General features: G+C 72.5%; 25 protein-coding genes. 12 read left to right on the top strand and 13 right to left on the bottom strand.

Annotated elements, in window-relative coordinates; genetic code table 11:
* Nucleotides 1-18: 18 nt before the first annotated feature.
* The gene (locus tag SSP29_RS15930) at nt 19-777 is read right to left on the bottom strand and encodes an SDR family oxidoreductase (protein ID WP_089101291.1); all 759 of its coding nucleotides are present in this window, start codon (nt 775-777) and stop codon (nt 19-21) included.
* 185 nt (nt 778-962) lie between these two features.
* Complete coding sequence (locus SSP29_RS15925; protein WP_174855964.1) at nt 963-1,961, bottom strand: Gfo/Idh/MocA family protein; 999 nt, start codon at nt 1,959-1,961, stop codon at nt 963-965.
* A 219-nt stretch (nt 1,962-2,180) separates the two neighbouring features.
* Between SSP29_RS15925 and SSP29_RS15920 the strand changes: the two genes are divergently transcribed.
* From SSP29_RS15920 to SSP29_RS15905, 4 genes are all read left to right on the top strand, one after another.
* Nucleotides 2,181-3,515, top strand: coding sequence for a multidrug effflux MFS transporter (locus SSP29_RS15920; protein WP_089101290.1), 1,335 nt, complete (start codon nt 2,181-2,183; stop codon nt 3,513-3,515).
* Nucleotides 3,452-4,648: a serine hydrolase domain-containing protein gene (locus SSP29_RS15915; RefSeq protein WP_089101289.1), complete on the top strand. Its 1,197-nt coding sequence runs from the start codon at nt 3,452-3,454 to the stop codon at nt 4,646-4,648. Before SSP29_RS15920 ends, SSP29_RS15915 begins: the two co-directional genes overlap by 64 nt.
* Complete coding sequence (locus tag SSP29_RS15910) at nt 4,645-5,661, top strand: small ribosomal subunit Rsm22 family protein (RefSeq protein WP_089101288.1); 1,017 nt, start codon at nt 4,645-4,647, stop codon at nt 5,659-5,661. Before SSP29_RS15915 ends, SSP29_RS15910 begins: the two co-directional genes overlap by 4 nt.
* Nucleotides 5,662-5,834: 173 nt before the next feature.
* Nucleotides 5,835-6,578, top strand: coding sequence for a bifunctional DNA primase/polymerase (locus SSP29_RS15905; RefSeq protein ID WP_089101287.1), 744 nt, complete (start codon nt 5,835-5,837; stop codon nt 6,576-6,578).
* Between the two features lie 122 nt (nt 6,579-6,700).
* Here SSP29_RS15905 and SSP29_RS15900 read toward each other — a convergent pair whose 3' ends face one another.
* Genes SSP29_RS15900 through efeO form a run of 4 tightly spaced genes read right to left on the bottom strand, consistent with a single transcriptional unit; the run spans nt 6,701 to nt 10,959 of the window.
* The gene (locus SSP29_RS15900; protein WP_089101632.1) at nt 6,701-7,711 is read right to left on the bottom strand and encodes an SCO2278 family lipoprotein; all 1,011 of its coding nucleotides are present in this window, start codon (nt 7,709-7,711) and stop codon (nt 6,701-6,703) included.
* Nucleotides 7,650-8,558 (bottom strand): iron uptake transporter permease EfeU, encoded by a 909-nt coding sequence (gene efeU, locus SSP29_RS15895; RefSeq protein ID WP_089101286.1) that lies wholly within the window; start codon nt 8,556-8,558, stop codon nt 7,650-7,652. The genes SSP29_RS15900 and efeU overlap by 62 nt, the downstream gene beginning before the upstream one ends.
* A gap of 3 nt (nt 8,559-8,561) precedes the next feature.
* A complete protein-coding gene (gene efeB / locus SSP29_RS15890) occupies nt 8,562-9,815 on the bottom strand; it encodes an iron uptake transporter deferrochelatase/peroxidase subunit (protein WP_089101285.1) in 1,254 nt (417 codons plus the stop codon).
* A gap of 10 nt (nt 9,816-9,825) precedes the next feature.
* A complete protein-coding gene (gene efeO / locus SSP29_RS15885) occupies nt 9,826-10,959 on the bottom strand; it encodes an iron uptake system protein EfeO (RefSeq protein WP_089101284.1) in 1,134 nt (377 codons plus the stop codon).
* Nucleotides 10,960-11,214: 255 nt separating this feature from the next.
* Here efeO and SSP29_RS15880 point away from each other — a divergent pair, with 255 nt between their 5' ends.
* On the top strand, nt 11,215-11,889 hold the full coding sequence (locus tag SSP29_RS15880) for a PhzF family phenazine biosynthesis protein (RefSeq protein WP_089101283.1): 675 nt from the start codon (nt 11,215-11,217) through the stop codon (nt 11,887-11,889).
* A gap of 11 nt (nt 11,890-11,900) precedes the next feature.
* On the opposite strand, the gene SSP29_RS15875 is transcribed toward SSP29_RS15880, so the two are convergent.
* From SSP29_RS15875 to SSP29_RS15865, 3 genes are read right to left on the bottom strand one after another with little or no spacing between them, the layout of a single operon-like run.
* The gene (locus SSP29_RS15875; protein ID WP_434094759.1) at nt 11,901-12,152 is read right to left on the bottom strand and encodes a hypothetical protein; all 252 of its coding nucleotides are present in this window, start codon (nt 12,150-12,152) and stop codon (nt 11,901-11,903) included.
* Nucleotides 12,153-12,156: 4 nt separating this feature from the next.
* On the bottom strand, nt 12,157-12,876 hold the full coding sequence (npdG, locus tag SSP29_RS15870; RefSeq protein ID WP_089101281.1) for an NADPH-dependent F420 reductase: 720 nt from the start codon (nt 12,874-12,876) through the stop codon (nt 12,157-12,159).
* 47 nt (nt 12,877-12,923) lie between these two features.
* Nucleotides 12,924-14,003, bottom strand: coding sequence for a sialidase family protein (locus SSP29_RS15865; RefSeq protein WP_089101280.1), 1,080 nt, complete (start codon nt 14,001-14,003; stop codon nt 12,924-12,926).
* 80 nt (nt 14,004-14,083) lie between these two features.
* Here SSP29_RS15865 and SSP29_RS15860 point away from each other — a divergent pair, with 80 nt between their 5' ends.
* Both SSP29_RS15860 and SSP29_RS15855 read left to right on the top strand, forming a co-directional pair.
* Complete coding sequence (locus tag SSP29_RS15860; protein ID WP_089101279.1) at nt 14,084-14,683, top strand: hypothetical protein; 600 nt, start codon at nt 14,084-14,086, stop codon at nt 14,681-14,683.
* A gap of 259 nt (nt 14,684-14,942) precedes the next feature.
* Nucleotides 14,943-16,232: an MFS transporter gene (locus tag SSP29_RS15855; protein ID WP_245883105.1), complete on the top strand. Its 1,290-nt coding sequence runs from the start codon at nt 14,943-14,945 to the stop codon at nt 16,230-16,232.
* 13 nt (nt 16,233-16,245) lie between these two features.
* Here the strand turns inward: SSP29_RS15855 and SSP29_RS15850 are convergent, their stop codons facing one another.
* Entirely contained in the window at nt 16,246-16,479 is a 234-nt protein-coding gene (locus tag SSP29_RS15850) for a hypothetical protein (protein ID WP_089101277.1), read from the bottom strand.
* 58 nt (nt 16,480-16,537) lie between these two features.
* On the opposite strand from SSP29_RS15850, the gene map reads away from it, so the two are divergent.
* Both map and SSP29_RS15840 read left to right on the top strand, forming a co-directional pair.
* Nucleotides 16,538-17,395, top strand: coding sequence for a type I methionyl aminopeptidase (gene map / locus SSP29_RS15845; RefSeq protein ID WP_089101276.1), 858 nt, complete (start codon nt 16,538-16,540; stop codon nt 17,393-17,395).
* Between the two features lie 166 nt (nt 17,396-17,561).
* Nucleotides 17,562-18,209: a biliverdin-producing heme oxygenase gene (locus SSP29_RS15840; RefSeq protein ID WP_089101275.1), complete on the top strand. Its 648-nt coding sequence runs from the start codon at nt 17,562-17,564 to the stop codon at nt 18,207-18,209.
* 9 nt (nt 18,210-18,218) lie between these two features.
* Here SSP29_RS15840 and SSP29_RS15835 read toward each other — a convergent pair whose 3' ends face one another.
* Nucleotides 18,219-19,019 (bottom strand): site-2 protease family protein, encoded by an 801-nt coding sequence (locus SSP29_RS15835; protein WP_089101274.1) that lies wholly within the window; start codon nt 19,017-19,019, stop codon nt 18,219-18,221.
* A gap of 147 nt (nt 19,020-19,166) precedes the next feature.
* Between SSP29_RS15835 and SSP29_RS15830 the strand changes: the two genes are divergently transcribed.
* Both SSP29_RS15830 and SSP29_RS15825 read left to right on the top strand, forming a co-directional pair.
* The gene (locus tag SSP29_RS15830) at nt 19,167-19,652 is read left to right on the top strand and encodes a DUF6578 domain-containing protein (RefSeq protein ID WP_089101273.1); all 486 of its coding nucleotides are present in this window, start codon (nt 19,167-19,169) and stop codon (nt 19,650-19,652) included.
* Nucleotides 19,653-19,770: 118 nt separating this feature from the next.
* Complete coding sequence (locus SSP29_RS15825) at nt 19,771-23,040, top strand: AfsR/SARP family transcriptional regulator (protein WP_089101272.1); 3,270 nt, start codon at nt 19,771-19,773, stop codon at nt 23,038-23,040.
* Between the two features lie 16 nt (nt 23,041-23,056).
* On the opposite strand, the gene SSP29_RS15820 is transcribed toward SSP29_RS15825, so the two are convergent.
* On the bottom strand, nt 23,057-23,869 hold the full coding sequence (locus SSP29_RS15820) for an ABC transporter permease (protein WP_089101271.1): 813 nt from the start codon (nt 23,867-23,869) through the stop codon (nt 23,057-23,059).
* Nucleotides 23,866-24,873 (bottom strand): ATP-binding cassette domain-containing protein, encoded by a 1,008-nt coding sequence (locus SSP29_RS15815; RefSeq protein ID WP_150134254.1) that lies wholly within the window; start codon nt 24,871-24,873, stop codon nt 23,866-23,868. Before SSP29_RS15815 ends, SSP29_RS15820 begins: the two co-directional genes overlap by 4 nt.
* Before the next feature lie 453 nt (nt 24,874-25,326).
* Between SSP29_RS15815 and SSP29_RS59730 the strand changes: the two genes are divergently transcribed.
* The gene (locus SSP29_RS59730; RefSeq protein WP_089101269.1) at nt 25,327-25,884 is read left to right on the top strand and encodes a GNAT family N-acetyltransferase; all 558 of its coding nucleotides are present in this window, start codon (nt 25,327-25,329) and stop codon (nt 25,882-25,884) included.
* Nucleotides 25,885-25,979 lie beyond the last annotated feature (95 nt).

The following is a 25,979-nucleotide window of genomic DNA, read 5'->3' as shown; positions in this document are numbered from 1 at the left end:
GTCCGACTGAACGGCGGTTCAGCCCCGGCCCACGTACGGCATCGCCGTCGCCAGCACCGTCGCGAACTGCACGTTCGCCGCCGACGGCAGCTCGGCCATGTGCCGCACGGTCCGCGCCACGTCGGCCACGTCCATCACGGGTTCCGGGGCGATCTCCCCGTTCGCCTGCAGTGCGCCGGTCTGCATCCGGGCCGTCATGTCCGTCGCCGCGTTGCCGATGTCGATCTGCCCGACCGCGATGCCGTACGGCCGTCCGTCGAGGGACAGGGACTTGGTCAGTCCCGTGAGCGCGTGCTTGGTCGCGGTGTAGGCGACGGAGCGCGGGCGGGGCGTGTGCGCCGAGACGGACCCGTTGTTGATGATCCGCCCGCCCTGCGGCTCCTGCTCCTTCATCTGCCGGAACGCCGCCTGCGCGCACAGGAACGCCCCGTTGAGGTTGGTGTCCACGACGTGCCGCCACGCGTCGTAGGGCAGGTCCTCGACCGGCACGTCGCGGGGGCCGTTGATCCCCGCGTTGTTGAACAGCAGGTCCACCCGCCCGAACCGGTCCACGGCCGCCGCGAACAGCCCGGTCACGTCGCCGGGTTGCGCGACGTCGGTCCGTACGGCGAGCGAGGCGCCCTCGGGCACCAGCGCCGCGGTCTCCTCCAGCGTCGCCGGGCGCCGGCCGGCCAGCGCCACCGACCAGCCGGCCCGGAGCAGCTCCGTGGCCACGGCGCGGCCGATGCCGGAACCGGCGCCGGTGACCACCGCGATCTTTGGTTGCTTGGTGTTCATGGGGTCGCAGCGTAGGCGCTCTGCTGGGGAGGGCCGCGTTGCGTGCTTGGTCGGGTGCCGCGCCGTTGTGGCTGGTCGCGCCCACGCGGCGGAGCCGCATATCAGATACAGCCCCGCGCCCCTATCGGGGCGCTTCACTTCGGGGCGCCAGAAGAGCTCGGGGCGCCTTTACTTCGGGGGCGTTTTTACAGCTCGCCCGGGTAGTGCACGCCGATCTGGTTGCGGAGGGTGTCCAGGGTGCGCATGACCGCGAGGGTGCCGTTCAGCGGTACGAGTGGGGATTCGGTCTCGCCGGACCGTAGCGCGCGCATGACCTCGCGGGCCTCGTGGCGCAGTGTGTTGCGCGGCCCGTCGGCCGGGTCCAGGGCGAACTCCTCCGGGTCCCGGCCGTCGCGGTGCAGCACGAAGCGCTCGGGGTTGAAGAAGCCGTCCGGGATGTCGATGCGGCCGCGCGAACCGGTGACCGAGGCGGTGGTGCCGGTGCCGCCCACGATGGAGCAGTGCACCGCTGCGAGAGCGCCGCTCTCCCAGGAGAGCAGTGCACCCGTCTGAAGATCGACGCCCTCGTCCGAGAGCACCGCTCGCGCCGACATCCCGTCCGGCTCGCCGAGCAGCAGGTGCGCGAACGACACCGGGTACACCCCCAGGTCGAGCAGCGCGCCCCCGGCCAGCGCCGGGTCCCGCAGCCGGTGCGCCGGCGGGAACGGGCCCTCCAGTCCGAAGTCCGCCTGCACCGTCCGCACCTCGCCGATCGCCCCGTCCGCGACCAGCGCCGTCAGCCGCCGCACCAGCGGGTTGCAGTACATCCACATCGCCTCCATCAGGAAGCGGTCGTGCTCCTTCGCCAGCGCCACGAGCTCCCCGGCCTCACGGCCGTTGACCGTGAACGCCTTCTCGCACAGCACGTTGCGCCCGGCCTCCAGACACAGCCCGGCGGCCGCCCGGTGCGCCGAGTGCGGAGTGGCGACGTACACGATGTCGACGTCCTCGTCCCGGGCCAGCGACTCCCAGTCGCCGTACGCCCGCCCGATCCCGAACCGCTCGGCGAACCCCGCCGCCGACTCCGGGGACCGCGAGGCCACCGCCACGATCTCCGCGTCGGGCAGATCGACCAGGTCCGCCGCGAACGCGGCCGCGATCCCGCCCGTCGCCAGGATCCCCCACCGCACGCTCTGCTCACCCATCCCGGCCGCCCACCCTCGCTCGTGTGTTTCCCGGCAGTCTGTACGAGCTGAGAGCATATGCGGGGGCCGTCGGGATCCATCAAGGGCGGACCCGACCGCGGGACCGACGAAGCGCCCGGCGAGAACCGCGAGACCTCACGAAGAGACCTCACGAAGAGACCTCACGAAGAGACCTCACGAAGAGACCTCACGAAGAGACCTTACGAAGACGGGGGACACATGCCCGAGCAGCCGGCGCCGCCGACACCGGACGCCCAGGACACCGCCGTACCCGCGCCGCGCCGCACCGCCGCCTCGGCCGCCCGCGCCGTCCCCGCCGCCCGCCGTACCGGCTTCCTGCTGGTCCTGGTCCTCGGCGGGCTCACCGCGACGCCCCCGCTGGCGATGGACATGTACCTCCCCTCCCTGCCGGAGGTCACCCGCTCCCTCGGCGCCCCCGCCGCGACCGTCCAGCTCACCCTCACCGCCTGCCTCGCCGGCATGGCCCTGGGCCAGCTGGTCGTCGGGCCGATGAGCGACCGCTGGGGCCGCCGCCGCCCGCTGCTGACCGGCCTCGCCGTCTACGTGGTCGCCACCGCCCTGTGCGCCGTCGCGCCGAACGTCGAGACCCTGGTCGCCTTCCGCCTCGCCCAGGGCCTCGCGGGCGCGGCCGGCATCGTCATCGCGCGAGCCGTCGTACGCGACCTCTACGACGGGGTCGCCATGGCCCGCTTCTTCTCCACCCTGATGCTGGTCTCCGGGGTCGCCCCGGTCGTCGCCCCGCTGATCGGCGGGCAGATCCTGCGGGTGACGGACTGGCGGGGCGTCTTCGTCGTCCTCACGGTCGTCGGAGCGCTGCTCGCCGCGCTGGTCTGGGTGCGGCTCCCGGAGACCCTGCCGCCGGCCGCCCGGCACGCCGGGGGAGCGGCCGGCGCCGTCCGCGCCATGCGCGCCCTCCTCGCCGACCTCCCCTTCACCGGCTACATGCTCGCGGGCGGCTTCGCCTTCGCCGCGCTGTTCGCATACATCGCTGCCTCGCCCTTCGTAATTCAAGAAATCTATGGCGCCTCCCCGCAGACCTTCTCCCTCCTCTTCGGCCTCAACTCGGTCGGCCTGGTGATCGCCGGGCAGGTGAACGGGAAGGTGCTGGTCGGCCGGGTCAGCCTGGACAAGGTGCTGGGCGCGGGCCTGGTCGTGACCGTGCTCGCCGCGACGGCGCTGCTCCTCATGTCGGCCGGGGCCTTCGGCCCGGTCGGCCTCGCCCCGGTCGCCGCCGCCCTCTTCGTCCTGATGTCCGCGATGGGCCTCACCCTCCCCAACGCCCAGTCCCTCGCCCTGCTGCGCACCCGGCACGCCGCCGGGTCCGCGTCCGCGCTGCTCGGGACCTCCTCGTTCCTCGTCGGCGCGATCGCCTCGCCGCTGGTCGGGATCGCCGGGGAGAGAACCGCCGTGCCCATGGCGATCGTCCAACTGGCGGGGACACTGGTGGCGCTGGCCTGCTTCGTGGGAATGTGCCGTCCCTGGGCAGCACGTGGGAACGCCCGTGCGAAGTCGAGAAAGGGGGAGGAGAACTGAGCGCACCGAGACTGCGCGTCGACACACCGGAACGGGCCGGTCTCGACCCCGCGGAACTCAGACACCTCGTCCGCGAGGTGCGCGGCCTCACCGCCGGTGAGCGGCCCTGGGCGGCCGGGGCCGTCGTGGTCGCCGGACGCGGACCCGTGATCGCCGCACAGGAGGCGGCCGGCTGGGCCGTGCGCTGCTCCGCGTACGACCCCGCGACCGACGCCGGTGTCGAACTCCTGCCCGCCGCCCGGGTCCCGGCGACCGTCGGCACGCCCTTCGACCTCGCCTCCCTCACCAAGCTGTTCACCGCGGTCGCCGCCGTACAGCAGCTGGAGCGCGGCACCCTCGGCATCGACGCCCGCGTCGGCGCCTACCTCCCCGACTTCCACGGGGCCGCCGCGCACGGCATCACCGTCCGCCAGCTCCTCACCCACACCTCCGGCCTGCGCCCCGAGCTCCCGCTGTACGACTGCCCCGACGACGCGGCCCGCCTCGACCTGCTGCGCGCGGAGGTCCCGAGCAGCGCACCCGGCGCCTACCGCTACTCGGACCTCAACCTGCTCCTCCTCCAGCACGTCCTGGAACGGATCACCGGCCGGCCCCTCGACGTCCTCGTCCGCGACGGCATCACCCGTCCGCTCGGCATGACCGCCACCGACTTCGGTCCGTGCCCGGGGGCGGCGGCCACCGAGGACCAGCGGCGGCCGTGGGCCAAGGCGGACCGGGGGATGCTGCGGGGCGTCGTGCACGACGAGAACGCCTGGGCGCTGGGCGGGGTGGCGGGGCACGCCGGTCTCTTCTCCACCGCCGGGGACCTGGCGATCTTCTGCCGCGCGCTGCTCTCGGGCGGTTCGTACGGCCCCGCACGCATCCTCGGCCCCGACTTCGTGGACCTGCTGCTGGCCCCGCCGGGCCTGGGCTTCCTGGTGGACCAGCCGTGGTTCATGGGCGAGCTGGCGGGACACGGCGCGGCGGGCCATACCGGCTTCACCGGGACGAGCCTGGTGCTGGACCGGGCGACGGACACGTTCCTGGTGCTGCTCGCCAACACGGTGCATCCGCGCCGCCGCCCCGGCGACAGCGCTCCGCGGGCGGCCGCGGCGACCCGCCTTGCCAGGGCTGTCCATACAATCGCCGGGTGAGTCACCCCACCCACCCCACCCCGCCGGCCGACCTGCTCCGCGCCACCCTCTCCGGCCTCCTCGACGGTCTGCCCCCGAAGCAGGCCGCCGGAGCCGTCGAGCGGCTGATCGCCAACTACCGCGGGGCCACCCCCACCGACGCGCCGATCCTGCGGGACCGGGCGGACGTGGTGGCGTACGCGGCGTACCGGATGCCGGCGACCTTCGAGGCGGTACGGTCCGCGCTGGCGGCGTTCGCCGACGCGGTGCCGGAGGGATGGGTGCCCGGCAGCCATGTGGACGTCGGCGGCGGGACGGGCGCGGCGACCTGGGCGGTGACCGACACCTGGGAGGGCGCACGGCCGGTGACGGTCCTCGACTGGGCCGAGCCGGCGCTGGCCCTCGGCCGGGAGATCGCCGCGGCGAACCCGGCCCTGCGGGAGGCATCGTGGCAGCGCTCTCGGATCGGAGCGGCGCTCACCATCGAGAGCACTGATCTGGTCACGGTGTCGTACGTCCTCAACGAGCTCGACGAGGCCGGCCGCACCGCCCTCGTCGACGCCGCCGCGGCCGCCGCGCAGGCCGTCGTCCTCGTCGAGGCCGGCACGCCCGCCGGCTACGCCCGGATCATCGAGGCCCGGGACCGCCTGATCGCCGCCGGCTTCCACATCGCCGCGCCCTGCCCGCACAGCGCCGGCTGCCCGATCGTCCCCGGCACGGACTGGTGCCACTTCTCCGCCCGGGTCAGCCGCTCCTCCCTGCACCGCCAGGTCAAGGGCGGATCACTGCCCTACGAGGACGAGAAGTTCAGCTACGTGGCCGCCACCCGCTTCCCGCCCGCCCCGGCACCGGCCCGGGTGGTCCGGCGCCCCCAGATCCGCAAGGGCCAGGTCCTGCTCGACCTGTGCGAGACCGACGAGCAGCTCCGCCGCACGACGGTCACCAAACGCCACGGCGACCTGTACAAGGCGGCCCGGGACGCGGACTGGGGGGACGCCTGGCCGCCCTTCGGCACCCAGGAGCGAACCGAGTGAACCCCCCGGGTGAACCCATCTAACATCCATAACCCCCTATCGCTTTCGGGGTGCATCTAACCTTCGTAATGCCCTCTCACCCTTGTGAGTCACTCTCGCCCCTCGTACCCCCCTTCGCACCCAGTTGGCCCCATAAGGCATCCTGGCCGAACCACAGCGAGGCGAGGCGATAGATGAGCGCGACGATCGGCGGCCCGAGCGGACGGCAGGGCAGACTCTCCCGGTGGCTCCGCGGACGACGCCCGAAGGAGGCGGCCGCCGCCGGCGACGCAGGCCGTGCGGACCTGCTGCTCGCCGCCGCCGCGGCGGGCCTCCCGCTGGCCCCCGCCGCACACCCCGCCCCCGGCTACGGCTGCTCCTGCGACCGCGTCGGCTGTCCCACCCCGGCCCGGCACCCGGTGTCGTTCGCGTGGCAGACGCAGTCCACCACCGACCGCGCCCAGATCGAGCGCTGGGCCCGGCACCAGCCGCAGGCCAACTTCATCACCGCGACCGGCATGACCCACGACGTCCTGGACGTGCCCCTGGAGGCCGGCCGGCAGGCGCTGGAACGCCTGCTCGCGAACGGCGTCGAGGTCGGTCCCGTCGCCGAGAGCGACGACGGACGCATGCTCTTCTTCACCCTCACCCGCGGCACCCCCGAGGACGAGGACGAGTGGTGGCCCTGCGAACTGGACTGCCACCCCGAGACCATGGACGAGCACCCGGGCCTGCGCTGGCACTGCCGGGGCTCCTACGTCCTCGTACCGCCCGCCCGGCTGCCCGGCGACGACGACCGCCGGGTGCACTGGGTACGGGGCCCCGAGCACGCGCTCCCCGACCCGCTGAGCCTGCTGGAGATCCTCACCGACGCGTGCGCCCGGTACGCGGGCGAAGAGGCCGACCAGGTGGGCGCCGCCTGGCCCCTCCGGCGCTGAGCGCTCCGCGCTGGAAGCGCCGGGTCGGGTCGTCGGTCGGCTGCTGCGCCGTGGGGGCTGGTCGCGCCCACGCGGCGGTAGCCGCATGTCGGATACGGCCCCGCGCCCCTTCGGGGCGCTGTTCAGGAACCCTGTGCCGAAGTCAGGCCCTGGATGCGCCCGAGGACCGAGACCTTTCCGGTGCCCGCCGGGTCCAGTGCGACCTGGTTGGAGACGAACTGCATCGTCAGCGACTGCTTGATCTCGCCCTTGGTGAGCGCCTTGACGTCCTGGTTCGGTGTCGGCACGGAGGTGCCGGCGGCCGCGGTCTGCTTGGCGTAGTAGCGGGTGGTGAAGAACACCATCGCCCCGCCGTCGGCGGTCCGCAGCGCGAGCGGCGCGTAGTCGCCGTTGGTCAGCGGCTCGTCGATGTACTGGGTGGCGAGCCCCGGCTTGGTCGACTTCTTGCGGTCCGTGCGCCAGCCGCTGGTGTGCGCGCCGTCCGCGAAGACGGTGCCGCCGCTCTTCAGGTACGTGGCGTAGTCCTGGCTCAAGTCGCCGGGGGAGGCGGCCAGTTGGGCGCTGTTCGCCGGTACGGCCTCGGCCCAGCCGTCCTTGTCGGTGGTGAACTTCGGTACCGCGTCCGGCGCGACCAGCGTCAGATACGCCACCTGGAACGGCTCGGAGAGGCTGTTGCGGGTGAAGACCAGCAGCCAGCGTTCGTCGCCGCCCTTGTTGCCGTGCGCGTTCGCGACGAACCAGCGCGGCCAGCCGGCCTTCTTCGGGATGGTGTACGTGACGTCGTCGAACTCCAGCGGCGAGTGGCCGGAGTTGCCGTCCGGGCTGTTGGCGTGCCCGGCCTTCAGGCGCGCGGAGTCGATGTCGGCGAGGGCGCCGGTCGTGTAGTCCGCGTCCAGGGAGCTGTCGTAGTCCTTGTCGGCCTTGTTGTAGGCGTCCGTGAACTGCCGCAGTGCCTTGGCGGCCTCGGCGCGGGTGGTGGCGGGGAGCACCTCGCGCTCCCCGTGCACCACCACGCAGCCGCTCGCCGAAAGCGACATGGCGGTCAGCGAGACCGCTATGAGCGCGTTCCGATCACGCCTGCGGAGCCTGCGGCGCCGTAGCGGACCGCGATCCCTGGTCGCCAGGTGCGTCATCAGGTGCCGTGCCATCAGGTGCCTTCACCTTCCCCTTCCCGGAGCCGAACCCTACCGGGGCGAAGAAGAGCGCGAGTGTCGGGACCAGGTACAGCAGCCACACCGTGACCTGGAGCACGGTCGGGTCCGGCTGGAAGTTGAAGACGCCCTTCAGCAGCGTCCCGTACCAGCTGTCCGGCGGGATGGTGCCGCTGATGTCGAAGGCCTGGTTGGTCAGGCCCGGGACCCAGTCGGCCTCCTGGAGGTCGTGGAAGCCGTAGGCCAGGACGCCCGCCGCGACCACGACCAGCATGCCGCCGGTCCAGGTGAAGAACTTGGCCAGGTTGATCCGCAGGGCACCCCGGTAGAACAGCCAGCCGAGGAACACGGCGCTGGCCAGGCCGAGCGCCACGCCGATCAGGGGACGCGGGGTGCCGTCGCTGGCCGCGTGCACGGAAGCCCACACGAACAGCGCGGTCTCAAGGCCCTCCCGGCCCACGGCGAGGAAGGCGGTGGCGACCAGCGCACCCGTGCCCATCGCGAGGGCCGCGTCCAGCTTGCCGTGCAGCTCCGCCTTCAGGTGCCGGGCGGTGCGCCGCATCCAGAACACCATCCACGTCACCAGGCCCACCGCGACGATCGACAGCGACCCGCCGAGCGCCTCCTGCGCCTGGAACGTCAGCTCCTGGGAACCGAATTCGAGCGCGCACCCGAAGCCCATGGCGATCAGCACCGCCACCGCGATGCCGATCCAGATCGGCTTCAGGGCGTCCGTGCGCCCGGTCTTGACCAGATAGGCGATGAGGATGCAGACGACGAGCGACGCCTCAAGGCCTTCCCGCAGTCCGATCAGGTAGTTGGAGAACACGGATCACGCCCCCTCGGAGGATTCGGAGAACAGCGTCCGGCCCCACCAGTCGTCCTTGTCCCGGACGCCGGGCGGGACGGCGAAGACCGCCGAACCCACGTGCTGGATGTACTCGTTGAGCGCGTCGGACGCGGACAGCTTGCGCTGGAGGGGGATGAACCCCTTGCGGACGTCACGCATGTAGGCCAGGAAGAACAGCCCGGCGTCGAGCCGCCCGAGCCCGTCCGTCCCGTCGGTGAAGGAGTAGCCCCGGCGCAGGATGGTGATCCCGTTGTTGGAGTCCGGGTGCGCGAGCCGCACATGGGCATCGGGCTTCATGGCCTTCAGGAACGGCTCGTCGCGCTCCTTGGCCTTGCCGACCGGGGCACCCTCGCCCTTGTCCCGCCCGAAGACGTCCTCCTGCTCCTGGAGCGAAGTCCGGTCCCAGGTCTCGATGTTCATCCGGATCCGCCGCGCGACGAGATACGACCCCCCGCTCATCCAGTCCGACCCGTCCCCGTCCCCGGCCCACACGAACTTCTTCAGGCGGTCGGTCTCGGTCCCCGCGATGTTCCGGGTGCCGTCCTTGAACCCCATGAGATTGCGGGGCGTCTGCGCGTCCGGGGTCGTCGACGAGGTCTTCCCGAAGCCGAGCTGGGACCACCGGACGGCGACCTTGCCGAAACCGATCCGGGCGAGGTTGCGGATGGCGTGCACGGCGACCTGCGGATCGTCGGCGCAGGCCTGGATGCACAGATCGCCGCCGGTGCGGGACGAGTCGAGGTTGTCGCCGGGGAACCCGGGCAGATCGACGAGCGCGGCCGGCCGCTGCCCGCCGAGCCCGAACTTCTCGAAGAACGACGGCCCGAAGCCGATCGTCAGCGTCAGCCGGGACGGCTTGAGCCCGAGGGCCTCACCGGTGTCGTCCGGCGGCGCCTCGGCCAGCCCGCCGTACGCGCCCTCGCCGACCGCCTGGCCCGCGGTCATCCGCCGGGCCGCGGCCGTCCAGTCCTTCAGCAGCTGTACGAACTCGGCCCGGTCGCCGGTCTTCACGTCGAACGCGGCGAAGTGCAGCCGGTCCTGGACGGGCGTGGCGATCCCGGCCTGGTGGGCGCCGTGGAACGGCACGGCGGCACCGGTGTCGGCGGCGACCGGGTCGACGTCGTCGCCGGCCTCGGCCATCGCCACCGCGCCCCCGGCCACGGCGGCCCCGAGCGCCAGCCCGGCCCCGCCCCACCCGATCAGCGCCCGACGCGACGGATTGACTTTCTCGCTCATTCCCCGCCCCCTACTTGACCACGGCCGCGGCGAGCTTGGACAGCGGCTCCGCGAGGGCGTTGACCGCGTCCGACAGCTCCTTGCGCTGCGTCTCGGTGACCGTGTCGTACGAGACGAAGCCGTCGGACGTCTTGTCCGTGCGGTACTTGTCGAGGAGCGCGTCCAACGCGGCGAACTGCTTGTCGAGTTCGCCGGTGAGCGCCGCGTCGTTCTTCTGGGCGACCGGCTTGAGCAGCTCGTACGCCTTCTGCGCGCCGTCGACGTTGGCCTTGAAGTCGCTCAGGTCGGTGTGCGAGTAGCGGTCCTCCTCGCCGGTGACCTTGCCGGTGGCCACCTCGTCGAGGAGTTCCTTGGCGCCGTTGGCCATGGAGGTCGGGGTGATCTCGGCCTTGCCCACCCGCTTCTGCCAGTCCTTCAGATCGGCGAGCAGCTCATCGGCGAGGGCCTGCTGCTCGGCGCCGGCCTTCTTGTCCACCCACAGCGCCTTCTCCAGCGCGTGCCAGCCGGTCCACTTCTGGCCCTTCTCCAGGTCGTTGACGCGGGTGTCGGTCTTGGGGTCGATGTCCCCGAACGACTCGGCGATCGGCTCGGTGGTCTCCCAGCCGACCCGGGAGGGGGCGTAGGCGTCCTTGGCGGCGTCGATGTTCCCCGCCTTGACGGCGTTGACGAACGTCTCGACCTTCGGGATCGTCGCGTCGGCCTGCTCCTGCGCGTACTCGCGGTAGGCGGCGACGGCTGCGTCCAGCTTCGGGTCGCGCTTGGCGACCGTTCCGCCGGTGACGGTCAGCTTCTGCCGCACGCCGTGCCCCTTCATCCCGGGCCGGCAGGCTATTTCGTACGACCCCGCCTTCACCTCGGCGGTCAGCGTGTACTTCGTCCCCGGGCCGATGTTCTCCTTCTCCGAGACGATCCGGTCGTCCGGGAAGAGGATCTCGACCTCGGTGGCCTTGGAGCCCTTGTTCTCGATGGCGAGCGTGACGTGTCCCGCCGGGACCGACTTCGTCGACGTCTCGCACTTGGAGTCGGCGGCGGTGACCTGGATCGCGTCGTCGCCCTTGGCGTCGCTCTTCGCCGTGCAGGCCGAGAGGGCGGTCAAGGCGGCCACGGTGGCGGCGGCGGTGACGGTGAGTCGGACGGCACGCATGCAGGCTCCAAGCGAGGATGGTGTGGTGAGGCTGCCCTAACTTACCCGAGGCTTACCTCACTCATACCCGTCCGGGTGGTGATTCACCGGCCACAGAAAGATCACAGACACGGCTTGATATCGACGACCAAAAACAAACACCAAGGGATGGTAAAGGGAAAGTCAAGTGGTGTGCTGTGTGTGCGAGCGGGCCGTGCTCATGGCCCCTCCCCGGCGGGACGCACCGGCCGTCCCCGCGAATGCTTCAATGCCGGAGTGACTGATTACGACGTGCTGCGTGTCTTCTGCGCGGCGAACGGCGGGTACGGCAACGAACTCGGGGTCGTCCGCGACGGCTCCGTACTGCCCGACCGGGAGGACCGGCAGGCGCTGGCGGCGAAACTCGGGTTCAGCGAGACCGTGTTCGTGGACGACCCCGAGCGCGGGGCCATCGACATCTACACCCCCACCCTGCGCCTGCCGTTCGCCGGCCACCCCTGCGTCGGCACGGCCTGGCTGCTGGACGTGCCCGAACTGGTCACCCCGGCCGGTGTGGTGGGCGCCCGGCTGGACGGGGAGTTCAGCTGGATCGAGGCGCTCCCCGAGTGGGCCCCGCCGCGCACCCTGCGCCAGTACGCCAAGGCCGCCGAGGTCGACGCGCTGCCGGTGCCGCCGCCGGGGGAGTGGGTCTACGCCTGGGCGTGGGAGGACGAGTCGGCCGGGCGGGTCCGCGCCCGCGCCTTCCCCGGCCGCGACGACGGCATCGACGAGGACGAGGCGACCGGTGCGGCGGCGCTGCTGCTCACCGCGGAGCTGGGCCGGGCCCTGAACATCACCCAGGGCAGGGGCTCGCAGATCCTGACCGCACCCCAGCCGTACGGCTGGGTGGAGATCGGCGGGCGGGTCCTCCTGGAGGGCGAGGAGAAGCAGCCGCGGGCCGACCGCTGGTGATCAGTTGCTGATCAGCCGATGACCGACTTCTCCTGGCGGCCGCGCCGCACGTAGTACCAGGTCATGTTCGACGACAGGCCTGTCAGCAGCACCCAGACGACGCCGATCGCCCAGCTGCCCTGGACGAAGGAGACGACGGCGGCGGCGACGGCGAGGACGCAGACGACGAGGGCGTACACGGCGAGGCGGGGCATAGGGGCAGTCGCTTTCGGATCGGTCGGGGCGGTCGGGGACACTCGTGGCCGCCCACCAGTGTCCCCCATCCGCTCAGACGTCCGTGACGCGGAGCCCGGCGTGTGCCTTGTAGCGGCGGTTGACCGAGATCAGGTTCGCGACCAGGGACTCCACCTGGTGGGCGTTGCGCAGCCGCCCCGCGAAGACGCCGCGCATCCCGGGGATGCGCCCGGCCAGCGCCTGCACGGTCTCCACGTCGGCCCGCACCTCGCCGAGCACCATCACATCGGTGTCGATCTCCTCGATCTCCGGGTCCTGGAGGAGCACGGCGGAGAGGTGGTGGAAGGCGGCCGTGACCCGTGAGTCCGGCAGCAGCGCCGCGGCCTGCTCCGCCGCACTGCCCTCCTCCGGCTTGAGCGCGTAGGCGCCCTGCTTGTCGAAGCCGAGCGGATTGACGCAGTCCACGACCAGCTTGCCGGCCAGTTCCTCGCGCAGTGACTCCAGCGTCTTGCCGTGCCCGTCCCACGGTACGGCGACGATCACGAGGTCGCTGCGGCGCGCGCACTCGGCGTTGTCGGCGCCCTCGACACCGTGACCGAGCTCGTCGGCGGCGGCCTGCGCGCGCTCGGCGGCCCGGGAGCCGATGATCACCTTCTGGCCGGCCCGGGCCAGCCGGTAGGCGAGGCCCTTGCCCTGCGGGCCGGTGCCGCCGAGCACCCCCACGACCAGACCGGAGACGTCGGGCAGGTCCCAGGGATCCTTGGCGGGGGCCTTCTCGGCCGTCGGCTGCTGTGCACTGTCGGTAGAGGTCATGGGCCGACTCTACGTCCGGGCCGACGGCCGTACCCGGCCAGGTTCGGTCAGGTGAGCCGGTTCACGGGCACCCGGCGGAAGGTGATCGTCGAATAGGCGCTGAAGTCCCCGGTCTCGTACAGGAGTCCGACGGTGGCCGCGTCGATCCGGGTCAGGTCGGAGTAGGCGGCGGGCAGTCCGTCGACCGTGTACGCCGGCCGCCAGGTGGTACCGCCGTCGACGGAGGCGCGGATCGTCATCAGGGCCCGGGCCGCCGGATCGCCCGGCCCGGAGTACAGCAGCAGGTCCGGATCGCGGAGTTGGAGCACGCTGGCCTCGCAGACGGGGGCGGTGAGCCCGGCCTGCGGCCGGAAGGGCTTCACGAGCGTGCGCCCGCCGTCCGCCGAGTGGGCGTCGGCCCGGCTGCCGGGCGCCGGCGAGTCGTTGCGCGTGTTGAAGTAGACGCGCCCGTCGGGCAGTTCGGCGGCGGTGGTCTCGTTGACGTTGATGTACCCGTTGGTGTTCTCGTCGAGGTAGCCGAGGTACCAGGTCTCCCCGTGGTCGTCGCTGAGCAGGCAGTGCCCGCTGTTGTACTTGCCCTCGGTGCCGTTGTCCGTCCCGGTCGGCGGCAGGGTGTGGTTGGCGGCCACGACGACCCGGCCCGAGCGCAGCTGGAGGGCGTGCCCGGGCGTGGTGGCGTACCACCGCCACCCGGCCTTCTTCACCGACTTGGTGATCTCCTTGGGCGCTGACCACGTCACCCCGTCGTCGTCACTGTGCTGCACCCACACCCGGCGCCCGTCGGCGTCCGGCACCTGGCCGCGCAGGATGGCGTCCTCGGTGGCGGAGGCGGCGCTGCGGACGTGCACGAGCAGGATGCGGCCGGTGTCGAGGACGACGGGGGCGGGGTTCCCGGCGAGGTCGGTGCCGTTGCTCGCGGCGACCTGGAGCGCTCCCCAGGTACGCCCCCCGTCCCCGGACCTCTTCACCACGACGTCGATGTGTCCGTGGTCGGCGGCGGAGTCGACTCTCCCCTCGCAGAAGGCGAGCACGGTGCCCGCCCCGGAGACCACCACCGCCGGGATCCGGAAACTGGCGTAACCCTCTTTGCCCGCGCGAAAGGGAATGCTTGCTTCTACGTCGCTCATGGGCCGCCTTCTCCCCGGTTCGGGCGAATTCGGAGTGAACTCCGCGTCACGAGTGTCCGATTACGGCAGTATGCGGGGGCATGGACGCCGTACGGGTCGCGTTGTTGCGCGAAGTGCTCGCCGGGACCGAGTGGTTGAACGCGACGCGGAGATTCGCGGGGGCCCTTCGGGGGTCGGTGGTGACCCACGGCGGCGGACTGCTCCTCCTCGGCACCCCGGACTACGAGCCCTGGCACCTCGCCGCGCACCTGGTGGACGAGGCGGCGTGGTCCGGTACGCCGGAACTGGCGCCGACCCTGGTACGGCACGACGCCCGCCCCACCGACCCGGCGCACCTCGCGGTCGGCCCCGGCCGCATCGAGACGGCCCGCCGCGGCGAGACGCTGCTGGTGGTGGCGCCAGGGGACTCGGACGCCCTGCTGGAGCGGATCCACACGGCCCGCCGCGCCGGCGTGACGGTCCTGGCCCTCTCCTCCTCCGCCGACGACGCGCTCACCGCCATGGCCCACGAGACCCTCACCGTCCCCGAGGCCGCGGAACTGGACCTGGACACGGTCCAGCACCTGGTCAGCGCGGCGACGGGCGAGAACGGTCCCTCCCCACGGGGGCGCCGCCGCTTCCGCGACCGCCTCGCAAGGCTGGCGGAAACAGTGATGGCCCCGCCCCCGACCCCCTGGTGATTGCCCACCCACCCACCCGACTCGCTCAGCCAACTGCCTTCGGCAGCACCGCGGAAGGGCAGGGAGCCTCGGGCCCGCGGCCACGGATGTCGGCTGCGGGCGCGTAATGGTTGCTCGCGCAGTTCCCCGCGCCCCTGAAGGGGCGCTGCACCAACGCGCCCTGAAGGGGCGCGGGGAACTGCGCGACCAGCCCCCACCTGCCCGCACCCGGGCGAAAAGTGTTTGCTGCCGCCGAGCGCAGCGTTCAGCATGGCCCAGCGTGAGCCGCCTCCTGCCCGACCTCGCCCCCTGGAAGGCCTCCGTCGACTTCCGGCGGCTGTGGTTCTCCGGTCTGATCAGCAACTTCGGGAGTTTCCTGACGTTCGTCGCGCTCCCGGTGCAGATCAAGGACCTCACCGGTTCCGCGGCCGCCGTAGGAGCCGTCGGCGCCGTCGAACTGCTTCCGCTCGTCCTGTTCGGGCTGTACGGCGGTGCCCTCGCCGACGCCCTCGACAAGCGTGCGCTGATCGTCCGGACCGAGGCCGGTCTGGGGCTGCTCAGCGCGGGGCTGCTCGTCAACGCGCTGCTGCCGCACCCGGCCGTATGGCCGCTGTACGCCGTCGCCGCGCTCTCCTCCGCCCTGGTGTCGGTGCAGCGCCCCGCCCTCGACTCCCTCTGGCCGCGGATCGTCGCCCACGACGACCTCCCGGCCGCGGCGGCCCTCAACTCCTTCCGCTGGACGGTCGGCGGCGTCGCGGGCCCCGCCGTCGCCGGCCTGGTCGTGGCCTACGCGGGCCTCGGCTGGGCGTACGGCGCCGACCTCGTCACCTTCGTCGTCTCCGTCGTCCTCATCCTCCCCATCGCCCCGTCGCCCGCGTCCCACGAGGCCGCCGGGCCCTCCCTCCGCTCCGTCGCCGAGGGCGCCCGCTACGCCTGGAACCGCAAGGAACTCCTCGGCACCTACGCCGTCGACCTCGCCGCGATGTTCCTGGCGATGCCGCTCGCCGTACTCCCGTTCCTGGCGGACGAGTTGGACGCGGACTGGTCGCTCGGCCTGATGTACGCGAGCATCCCGGCCGGGTCGCTCCTCGTGAGTCTGGTCAGCGGCTGGACCTCGCGGGTGCGCCGGCACGGGCGGATGGTGGTGCTGGCGGCCGCCCTGTGGGGCCTGGCGATCGCCGCCGCCGGTGCCGTGGCGAACGTGTGGCTGGTGCTGTTCTTCCTCGCGGTCGCCGGCGGCTGCGACATGGTCAGCGGGATCTTCCGGTCCGCGATGTGGAACCAGACGATCCCCGACGAGCTGCGCGGCCGCCTCGCCGGGATCGAACTGCTCTCCTACTCCGTGGGTCCGACCCTCGGTCAGGTCCGGGCCGGCGGCATGGCCGGATGGCTCGGCGTGCGGGCGTCCGTCGGCGCGGGCGGCCTGCTGTGCACCGGCGCGGTGGGCCTGCTGGCCCTGTGCCTGCCCGCCCTGATGTCGTACGACGCGCAGACCGACGAACACGCCGTACGGCTGCGCGCCCGACGCACTCGGGGCGCGACCGAGGCCGCCGCCCCCACCCAGCTCTGATCAGCCCCCGTCGTCAGCCCTCGTCGGAGGAGTCACCCGCCGGTGCGTCGTGCCAGCGCGGATCGTTCTCCCACTGGAGGTTGCGCTCCCGCGCGATCTCCATCGCGTGCTCCGCCTCCTCACGGGTGGCGTAAGGGCCGAACCGGTCTTTGGCGGGGCACTCCGGGCCCTCCTCGACCTTCTGGTGCTGCAGGCAGTAGTACCACTCGCCCGCCTTTGCGACGGTCCGCTTCTTGAACAGGGCCATGACCGGCTCCTTTCACCTTCCACATGTTCCCCCATGCCCGCTGGTTAGACTCGCTGGCATGTCTGGCCAGTCGCTGCTCGTACCAGGGGAGCTCTCTCCCACCCGTTCGGTACCCGGAAACATCCGCCGCCCCGAGTACGTCGGCAAACCCGCGCCGACGCCGTACACCGGGCCGGAGGTGCAGACCCCGGAGACCATCGAGGCGATGCGCATCGCCGGCCGTATCGCCGCCCAGGCGATGGAGGAGGCCGCGAAGATCATCGCGCCGGGTGTGACGACGGACGAGCTCGACAAGGTGGCGCACACGTACATGTGCGACCACGGGGCCTACCCGTCCACCCTCGGCTACCGCGGCTTCCCCAAGTCCCTGTGCACAAGCGTCAACGAGGTCATCTGCCACGGCATTCCGGACTCGACGGTGCTCCAGGACGGAGACATCGTCAACCTGGACGTGACGGCGTACATCGGCGGGGTGCACGGCGACAACAACGCGACCTACCTGGTCGGAGAGGTCGATGACGAGAGCCAGCTCCTTGTCGAGCGGACCCGGGAGTCCCTCGACCGGGCGATCAGGGCGGTCCGGCCGGGCCGGCAGATCAACATCATCGGACGGGTCATCGAGTCGTACGCCAAGCGCTTCGGCTACGGGGTGGTCCGGGACTTCACCGGACACGGCATCAGCTCGTCGTTCCACTCCGGCCTGATCATCCCGCACTACGACAGCCCGCACGCGACGACCGTGATGCACCCGGGGATGACCTTCACGATCGAGCCGATGCTCACGCTCGGGACGTACGAGTACGACATGTGGGACGACGGCTGGACCGTCGTCACCAAGGACCGCAGGCGGACCGCGCAGTTCGAGCACACGCTGGTGGTGACCGACATCGGCGCGGACATCCTCACGCTTCCCTGACCACTGACCACTGACCACTGACCCCTGGTCGACCGGGCCCGTCCTCCCCTCGGAGGGCGGGCCTTTTTTCCGGTACGCTTTTGCCGACAGAGTGTCGGTAACTTTACCGACGAAGCGTCGGCAAGAGCATTGACTTAGGTAAGCCTTACCTTGGAGGATGTTGCCCATGAACTCCTTCTCGACACTCATCCGCACCGCGTCCCACGAGCAGCACGTGGCGGCGGAGACCTCGACGTTCATGAGCGACCTGCTGGGCGGCCGGCTCGGTGTGGAGGCGTACGCCCGCTACACCGAGCAGCTGTGGTTCGTGTACGAGGCGCTGGAGGGCGCGGCCGGGCGGCTGGCGTCGGACCCGGTGGCCGGGCCGTTCGTGCGGCCCGAGCTGTTCCGGCTGGCGGCGCTGGAGCGGGACCTGGCGCACCTGCGCGGGCCCGGGTGGCGGACAGGGTGCACGGCGCTGCCGGCGACCGAGGAGTACGCGGCGCGGGTGCGGGAGTGCGCCGAGGGATGGCCGGGCGGCTACCTCGCCCACCACTACACCCGCTACCTCGGCGACCTCTCCGGCGGCCAGATCATCCGCGACCGGGCGGAGCGGACCTGGGGTTTCGAGCGCAAGGGCGACGGCGTCCGCTTCTACGTCTTCGAGGAGATCGCCAACCCGGCCGCCTTCAAGCGCGGTTACCGCGAACAGCTGGACGCGGTGAACGCCGACGACCTGGAGAAGCAGCGCATCGTGACCGAGTGCAAGCGGGCGTTCGCCCTCAACACGGCGGTGTTCCGGGCACTGGGCGAGGAGTTCCCGCTGTCGGCCTGACCCCCGCCGCTACTGGCTGATCGAGCAGAACCCGTCCGACCCCTGCCAGAAGCGGTAGAGCTGCTGACCGCAGTACTGGTCCAGGTCTCCGACGCCCAGGTGGCGCAGCAGCGCGTCGATCACGTCGAAGAACGCGCTGTTGATCGACGGCACCCACAGCAGCGCGAACACGAAGAGCAGACCGAACGGGGCGAACGGCTCCACCTGGCGCTTGATGTTGTACGACAGCCAGGGCTCGATCACGCCGTAGCCGTCCAGGCCCGGCACCGGCAGAAAGTTCAGGATCGCGGCCGTGACCTGGAGCAGGGCGAGGAAGGCGAGCGCGAAACGGAAGTCGCGCGGGACGCCGTCCAGGGCGTCCAGCCAGAAGGGGGCGGTGCAGACGGCGGCGAACAGGACGTTCGTCAGCGGACCGGCGGCGGAGATCAGGCTGTGCCGCCAGCGGCCCCGGATCCGGCTGCGCTCGATGAAGACCGCGCCGCCCGGCAGACCGATACCGCCCATGATCACGAACAGCACCGGGAGCACGATGCTCAGCAGCGCGTGCGTGTACTTCAGCGGGTTCAGGGTCAGGTAGCCCTTCTCGCCCACCGTGATGTCCCCGCCGTGCAGGGCGGTGCGCGCGTGCGCGTACTCGTGCAGGCACAGGGAGACGATCCAGGCCGCCGTCACGAACAGGAACACGGCGACCCCGGGCTGCTCGGCGAACCCGGACCAGGTGGCCCACCCGGTGACCGCGGTGACGGCGAGGATCCCGACGAACACGGGACTGATCCGCCGGTCACTGGGGCGGGTGGTGGTGGCGGTCATCTGCGGGGCTCCTGGAGGACTGGGGTGGTCGGCGCGGGTCCGACCGTACCTGGCGGGAGGCGAAAACGCCTCGGGTGCAGGGGAAATACCTCTCGGCACAGAGGAAAACGTCTCGCGACCGCCGTCCGGTTCCTGGAGGGTGGGGACATGCGACTGCTGAAGGTGTTCTACGAGGACTGGCAGATGGAGTGCTGCGGCACACCGTTCTCGGTCGGCGACGAGGTGGCCTGGAACCTGGTCGCCTACGGGGCCGAGGCCCGGCGGGAGAACACCGGGTACGGCGCCGAGACCTGGGTGGAGAACCACGGCGGACCCGACCGCCCGACCGCCGGCCGTGTCCATGCCGTCGTCCTGGTCCACGAGGAGTACCGCTTTCACCGGACCGACCCGGTGCCGGTGGTGCCAGGGGAGGGAGAGGGTGACGGGGAGGGGGCGGGAGTCGTGCTCCGGGGCACGGGACGCGGCCTGGAAGCGGTGCCCGGAAGCGTCACGCTGGAGCCCGTCGACAACTGCCCCCGGTGGTTCGGGGAGGTGGACCTCGGCACGGTGGACGGCCTGCGGCGGGTCCGCCGCACCTGCGGTGCCCTCGTCACACTGGACGCCCCGGACACCGTGCACGTCCTGCGCCCCTGACGGCACCGGGCGGGCCCGCCCGACGTCCCCGCACGGGCCCCGACACCCCGCCTTCGAAACCTCGCCTCGACACCCCGCCTTCGAAACCCCGTGACCGCTCCTGACGTCCCCAGGGACAATGGACCCCGTGCGCTACACGATCCTCGGCACCACCCAGGTACTCCGCCCCGACGGCACGGCCGTCCCCGTGGGCGGTTCTCGGCTGCGTGCCCTGCTGACCGTGCTCGCGCTGCGGGCCGGACGCGGGGTGCCCGCCGGACTGCTCGTCGACGAGGTGTGGGGCGACGAACCGCCCGCCGACGCCACCGGCGCGCTCCAGGCCCTGGTCGGCCGGCTGCGCAGGGCGCTCGGCGCGGCCGCGATCGAGTCCGCCGACGGCGGCTACCGGCTCGCCGCCGCCCCCGACGACGTCGACCTGCACCGCTTCGAGCGGCTCACCGGCGAGGGCCTGCGCGCCCTCGCCGACAGCGACCCCGCCAAGGCGGCCACCGCCCTCGACGACGCCCTCGCCCTGTGGCACGGCCCGGCCCTGGCCGACCTGCCCGACCGCACCGCCGAGGCGGCCCGCGTCGACGTCCGCCGCCTGGACGCCCTGCGCGCCCGGCACACCGCCGCCCTCGCCCTCGGCCAGGCCGAGCAGTCCCTGCCCGAGCTCACCGCCCTGTGCGACGCCCACCCCCTCGACGAGCCCCTCCAGACCCTGCGCCTGCGCGCCCTGCACAGCACCGGCCGCACCGCCGAGGCACTCGCCGCCTACGACGACGTACGGCACCTCCTCGCCGACCGCCTCGGCTCCGACCCCGGGCCCGAACTGCGCGCCCTGCACGCCGAGCTCCTCGACCCGGCGCCCACGGCGGACGCACCGTCCCGGCCCGGCAACCTGCGCGCCCGGCTCACCTCCTTCGTCGGGCGCGAGGCCGACATCGAGACCATCCGGGGCGACCTCGCCGCCGCCCGGCTGGTCACCCTGCTCGGGCCCGGCGGGGCCGGCAAGACCCGGCTGTCGCAGGAGGCCGCCGAAACAGTGCGGTACGCCGCCCGGGACGGCGTCTGGCTGGCCGAGCTGGCCCCCGTCGACGACCCGGCCGACGTCCCCGAAGCCGTGCTCAGCGCGCTCGGCGCCCGCCAGGCCGTGCTGTACGGCGGCGGCGCCGAGGCCATGCGGGCCGCCGCCGACCGGCACGACGACCCGGTCGAGCGGCTCGTCGAGCACTGCGCCCGGCGCCGGATGGTGCTCGTCCTCGACAACTGCGAGCACGTCGTCGACGCGGCGGCCGACCTGGCGGCCCGGCTCCTGGAGCGCTGCCCGGACCTGACGATCCTCGCCACCAGCCGCGAACCCCTCGGCGTACCGGGGGAGTTGCTGCGCCCGGTGGAGCCGCTGCCCGAGCCGGTGGCGCTGCGGCTGCTCGCCGACCGGGGCGCAGCGGCCCGCCCCGGCTTCACGGTCGACGACGAGACCGCGGCCGCGTGCGCCGAGATCTGCCGCCGCCTGGACGGCCTGCCCCTCGCCATCGAACTGGCCGCGGCCCGGCTGCGGGTGCTGACCCCGCGCCAGATAGCCGACCGGCTCGACGACCGCTTCCGCCTCCTCACCTCCGGCAGCCGTACCGTGCTGCCCCGCCAGCAGACCCTGCGCGCGGTCGTCGACTGGTCCTGGGACCTGCTCGACGCCGGCGAACGCGACGTCCTCGGCCGTCTCTCCCTCTTCGCGGGCGGCTGCGACCTGGCCGCCGCCGAGGCCGTCTGCGGCCCCGCCGCCCTCGACGCGCTCGGCTCCCTGGTCGACAAGTCCCTGGTCGTGGCGGCCCCTTCGGGCGAGGCCGAGGACGGCGGGATGCGCTACCGGCTCCTGGAGACCGTCGCCGAGTACGCCGCCGAGCGCCTCGACGAGAGCGGCGAGCGCGCCGCGGCCGAGCGCGCCCATCTGACGTACTACCGCGAACTCGCCCGCACCACCGATCCGTTGCTGCGCGGCCCCGGCCAGCGGGCCGCCATCGCACGGCTCCGGCTGGAGTACGAGAACCTGCGTACCGCGCTGCGGCACGCCGTCGCGGTACGGGACGAGCACGAGGCGCTCTGCCTGCTCCACTCCCTGTTCTGGTACTGGCAGATGCACGACCAGCGCATCGAGACCCGCGCCTGGTGCGCCGACGTCATAGCCCTCGGCCCCGACCCGTTCGCCCCGCCGCTGCGCCGGGCCGAACCGGTGTGGCAGCGCTGCACCGACACCCCGCCGCCGTACACCGGAGAGCTCCTCACCGAGGCCCGGCGCGGCGTGCACCTGGCCCATCTGGCCTGTATGGACACCGAGCTGGACGTCTGGCAGACGCCCGAGGCCCAGGCGAAGCTGCGCGCGGTCACCGAGGTCTACGAGCCCGGCATGCCGCAGACCTGCCGGGCTCCTGGCATGTTCTGGTTCTTCGCCGTGATGCTGACCGGCGGCATGGACCGGCTGCGCGAGATCCTCGACGCCGGTGTCCGCACCTGCCGCGAGACGCCCGGCTACGAGTGGGAGCTGGCCGGGAGCCTCGCCATGCGCGCCAACCTGCTCGCCAACCGCGCGGCCTGGGCGGGCGACGCCACCCGGGACGCCGACGAGGCCCTGGAGATCTTCCGGCGCCTCGGGGACGACTGGGGCACCGCCGAGGCGTTCTCCGGGCGCGCCGAGTCCCGGGAGCGCAGGGGCGACTACCTGGCGGCGGCCGTCGACTACGAGGCCGCCATCGAGCGGGTCGGCCGGCTCGGCGCCCGCGCCCAGACCGCCGTGCTCAACGCCCGCCTCGGCAGCGTGCTGATCGAGTCGGGCGACACTGAGCGCGGGGAACGGCTGCTGCGCCAGGTCGTCGCCGAGAACGAGAGCCTGAGCAACGAGGCGATGCCCGCAGCCCGGCTCTTCCTCACCACCTGGCTCCTGGTCAGCGGCCGCATCCCGGAGGCCCGCGAGCAGGTCCGGCTGCTGCGCAGCGAGTTCAAGATCTCCCACTTCGTCGTCTTCGACGCCCTGATCCTCACCCAGGAGGCCTGGGTGGACGCCCTCGACGGCCTCCACGCGGAGGCCCTGGCCAGGCTGCGGGACGCGCTGCGGCTCGCCGCCGACCCGCTGAGCGAGGCCATCACCCCGCATCTGCCGTCCGTCTGCCTGACCGTCGCCGCGGTCGCCCTGGCCGGCCTGGACGGGGGCGTGCGCGCCGGGGACGCCGCCCGCTGCCTGGGCGCCGCCGACGCCCTGGTGCCGCCCGGCCACGTCCAGGTCGGCCTGGAGCGCACGGCACGCGACCGGTCCGAGGCCCGGGTGCGGGCCGCCCTCGACGACGACCGGGCCTACGAGTCGGCGTACGCCGAGGGCGGTGGCCTCTCCCGCGCGGAGGCCACCGCCCTGATCTGACGTGTCCCGGTGAACGTCAGCTCTTCGTACGGAACTTGTGGATCGCGTACGGTGCCGCGATCGCCGTGATCCCCACCGACCAGCCCAGCGTGATCCACAGGTCGTGGGCGACCGGGCCGCCGACCATCAGGCCGCGCGCGGCGTCGGCGAGCGTGGACAGCGGGTTGTAGTCGGTGAAGGCCTGCAGCCAGCCCGGCATCGACTTCGTCGGCGCGAAGATCGACGAGCCGAACTGCAGCGGGAACAGCACCAGGAACCCCATGGCCTGCACGGACTGGGCGTTCTTCAGGATCACGCCCAGGGTGAGGAACACCCACATGATCGAGGAGGCGAACACCGCGGACAGGCCCACGGCGGCGAACAGCCCGCCCCAGTGGTTGATGTGGAACCCGACGAGCACGGCGACGATCATCAGCACGGCGGTCGCGAACAGCATCCGCACCAGCTCCACCGAGATCTTCGCGAACAGCACCGAGCCGCGCCCGATCGGCAGCGACCGGAACCGGTCCATCACACCGGAGTTGAAGTCCTGGCTGAACCCGGTGCCGACGCCCTGCGAGAGCGTCATGCTCATCATCGCGATCATGCCCGGGATGACGTACTGGACGTACCCGTCCTGACCGCCGCCGAGCGCCTGCCCGATCGAGCCGCCGAAGACGTACACGAACAGCAGCGTGAAGACGACCGGCATCAGCAGCGCGTCGAACATCGACTCCGGGTCCTGCCGGATCCACAGCAGGTTGCGGCGGACCAGGGCTCCGGTGTGCCGCAGGTGCCCGCGCAGCGGGATACGGGCGTCGGCGGCCGGGGTGGTGGTGGCGGCGCTCATACGGCGACCTCCTGACGGTCGTCGGCGGACCGGGCGTCCTGCGGGGCACTGGCGCGGTGGCCGGTGAGGGACAGGAACACCTCGTCCAGGCTGGGCAGTTCGGTGCTGATGGAGCTGATGGTGATACCGCGGGCGGTGACGGCGCCGACCACGGCGGTCAGCTGCTCGTCGCTGAGGATCGGCACCAGCAGCGTGCCGTTCTCGCCGTCCACGGTGGTACCGGCGAGCCCGGTGATCCCGAGTTCGTCGATCATGTCGGCGAGCGGCCGGACCTGCAGCGGATCCACGGGCCGCACCCGCAGCGTCCGTCCGCCGACCTTCGCCTTCAGCTCCTCCACCCTGCCGTTCGCGATGACCTTCCCGCGGTCCACGACGGTCAGCTCGGAGGCGAGCTGCTCGGCCTCCTCCATGTACTGGGTGGTCAGCAGCACGGTCACCCCGTCGCCGACCATGGCCTTGACCTCGGCCCACACCTCGTTGCGGGTGCGCGGGTCGAGACCGGTGGTCGGCTCGTCCAGGAACAGCACCTGGGGGCGCCCGATCATCGAGGCGGCCAGGTCCAGCCGGCGCCGCATGCCGCCGGAGTACGTGCTCGCCGGCCGCTTCGCGGCCTCGGTGAGCGAGAACCGCTCCAGCAGTTCGTCGGCCCGGGCCCGCGCGTCCTTCCGCGGCAGGTCGAGCAGCCGCCCGATCATGTACAGGTTCTCCCAGCCCGGCAGCTTCTCGTCCACGGAGGCGTACTGCCCGGTCAGTCCGATCACCCGGCGCAGCTGGCGGGGCTGGCGCAGCACGTCGTACCCGGCGACGGTCGCCTCTCCCGCATCGGGCTTCAGCAGGGTGGACAGGATCCGCACCAGGGTGGTCTTGCCGGCCCCGTTCGGACCGAGCACGCCCATCACGGTGCCCTGGCGGACGTCCAGATCAACTCCGTCGAGTGCCTTGGTGTCGCCGTAGTGCTTCACCAGCCCCCGTACGGACACGGCGTTGTTGTCGATTCGCGTCATGGGAAGAACCGTGCCAGGCCCCACCGACAAACCACCGACAGCCCACCGACACCCGCCGACAGCCCACCGACATCCCACCGTCGGCTCGCCCGGCCCATCGGCGGCTCGCCCGGCCCATCGGCGGCCCGCCCGGCCTACCGGCGGCTTTGCCGGACAACCGTCGGCATGCCTGGCCTACCGGCGGCCCCCCGGCCTACCGGCGGCCCCCCGGCCTACCGGCGGCCCCCCGGCCTACCGGCGGCCCCCCGGCCTACCGGCGGCCCCCCCCGGCCCACCGGCGGCCCCCCCGGCCCACCGGCGGCCCCCCCCGGCCCACCGGCGGCCCCCCGGCCTACCGGCGGCTTTGCCGGAGAACCGTCGGCATGCCTGGCCCATCGGCGGCTTTGCCGGACTACCGGCGGCGCGCCCGGCCCGCCGACTGCTCGGCGGCACGAGGGGCGTACCGTGCGGGGCATGAGCCCGTTCGCGGCGCAGGCCATCCGCACCGGGCGGCTCGACCTGCTGCCGCTGCGCGTCGAGCACGCCGAGGAGATGGCCGCGGTGCTGTCCGACCCGGCCCTGCACACCTTCACCGGCGGCACCCCGGACCCCGCCGAGACCCTGCGCTCGCGCTACCGGCGCATCACCGCGGGCTCCGGCGACCCGGCCGTCACCTGGCTGAACTGGGTGATCCGGCTGCGCGCGGAGTCCTGCCTGACGGGTTACGTCCAGGCGACGGTCCGGGGCCCGGTCGCCGAGATCGCCTGGGTGGTGGGCACCCCCTGGCAGGGCCGGGGCATCGCCACCGAGGCCGCCCGCGGCCTGGTCGACCGGCTCACCCGCGGCCCCGCGGCCACCGTCATCGCCCACATCCACCCCGACCACCACGCCTCCGCCGCGGTCGCCAGGGCCGCCGGCCTGGTCCCCACCGGCATACGGCACGACGGCGAGGTCCGCTGGCACCTCCCTGCCGCCCCGACCGCCCCTTCGCCGGGTGCAGCAGACGCAGCCCGACGAGGCTCTGGAGGGTGAGTGCGGCGGCGGCCGCGGCGGTGACCGCGAAGCCGCCGTGCGGCCCGAGTGCGTCGACCGCCCGGCCGGAGACCGCCGCAGCCGCGGCCGAGCCC

This window comes from Streptomyces hyaluromycini (genome assembly GCF_002217755.1).
GTDB classification, from domain to species: Bacteria; Actinomycetota; Actinomycetes; order Streptomycetales; family Streptomycetaceae; genus Streptomyces; species Streptomyces hyaluromycini.
The sequence above is the reverse complement of the archived record's forward strand: the minus strand, read 5'-3'. Positions and strand labels throughout refer to the sequence as shown.